General features: G+C 63.0%; 2 protein-coding genes. Both read left to right on the top strand.

What is annotated here, in order from left to right:
- The coding region (locus tag OO70_RS50325; protein WP_043688249.1) for a phage tail sheath subtilisin-like domain-containing protein at nt 1-887 on the top strand (887 nt) is incomplete at its 5' end.
- Between the two features lie 91 nt (nt 888-978).
- Nucleotides 979-1,356 (top strand): phage tail tube protein, encoded by a 378-nt coding sequence (locus OO70_RS50330; protein WP_030529722.1) that lies wholly within the window; start codon nt 979-981, stop codon nt 1,354-1,356.
- Nucleotides 1,357-1,404 lie beyond the last annotated feature (48 nt).

Here is a 1,404-nt window from a genome sequence, read left to right on the forward strand (position 1 = left end):
CGATTGTCCAGCTCACGGGCGGCAACGGCGATCCCGATATCACCAACGCTATCGCCAACATGGGCGACGAGCAGTGGGATTGGATCGTGATGCCCTACTGCATCGGCGCGACGCTGACGCAGATGGAGGCCTGGCTGGATGCGCGTTGGGGTCCGATGTCGCAGATGTACGGTCACCAGATCACGTCGATGTCCGGCACCGCTGGCACCGTGCAGACGTTCACGTCGGCGCGCAACTCCTGGCACACGTCGATCATGCCGGTCTACAATGCGCCGCAGCCGACCTATCTGTGGGCCGCCGCTGTGGGTGCGCAGACCGCGCAGCACTTCCAGGCTCCGCCCGAGCTGTCGCGTCCGCTTCAGACCGTCGAACTCATCGGCATCCTCCCGCCGAAGTCCATCGGCGATCAGTGGAGCACGTTGCAGCGCCAGAGCTTCTACTTCAGCGGCGCGTCGGGTTATCGCGTGCAGGACGGTGCGGTCCAGATCGACCGGCTCATCACCACCTACCAGCGCAACGCCTGGGGTTCGCCCGACCAGTCGTGGCTCAACGTCAACACCATCGCTCAGCTCACGTACGGCCTGCGCTACATCATGGCCTACATGACGCAGACGTATCCGCGTGCGGCGCTGGTCGACAAGAACCCGAACAACCTTCAGGGCTTCGCCACGGCGGACGACCTGAAGAACGCGTTCATCCATGCGTACAAGCTGCTCGAAGACGACGGTGTGTTCGAGAACTCGGACCTGTTCGCGCAGTTGCTCATCGTCGAGCGCAACGCCGACAATCCGGATCGCGTGGACACGTTCCTGCCGCTGGATCACGTCAACCAGTTGCGCGTCCTGGCGGTGAACGCCACGTCGTACCCGCAGTTCCCGACTGCCTAAGCGGTCAGGTCTGTAAGCTCACACTCATCGCAATCCGCGAAAACGCCGTCCTTCGGGGCGGCGTTTCGCTTTGCGTCAAAGGAACCACACTATGGTTGATTGCTGCTACGCGGCGGGCGGTCTCGTCCGCATCACCGCCAACGGCGCGCAATGGTCGGCGCGGTCGTCGGTCACTGTCGAGCCGACCAACTTCGAGCGCACGGTCGCATCCAATCAGGATGGCACCATCTATACGACCACGAAGCCCGTGCCCGCGAGCGCGGAGATCGTGCTGTCGGATAGCTGCGACATGGACCTCGACGCGGTCATGTCGTGCCCGCTCGATGTCACCATCGAACTGACCCAGGTTCGACGCCGCTACATGTTCACCAAAGCCGTCGTTGTGGGGCGACCGAAGATCGACACCGAGACCGGCGCGATCTCCGGCCTGACCATCACGTCCGGCAACGTGACACAGACCAAGTTCTGAGGACTGACCGATGGCCCGCAACATCAAGCTCAGCAAGCCGCTGAAGAC

The sequence above is a fragment of the Streptomyces xylophagus genome, from assembly GCF_000716435.1.
GTDB classification, from domain to species: Bacteria; Actinomycetota; Actinomycetes; order Streptomycetales; family Streptomycetaceae; genus Streptomyces; species Streptomyces xylophagus.

Coding starts and splice junctions, on each gene's coding strand:
- OO70_RS50330 (WP_030529722.1), top strand. CDS start 979: ATGGTTGATTGCTGCTACGCGGCGGGCGGTCTCGTCCGCATCACCGCC.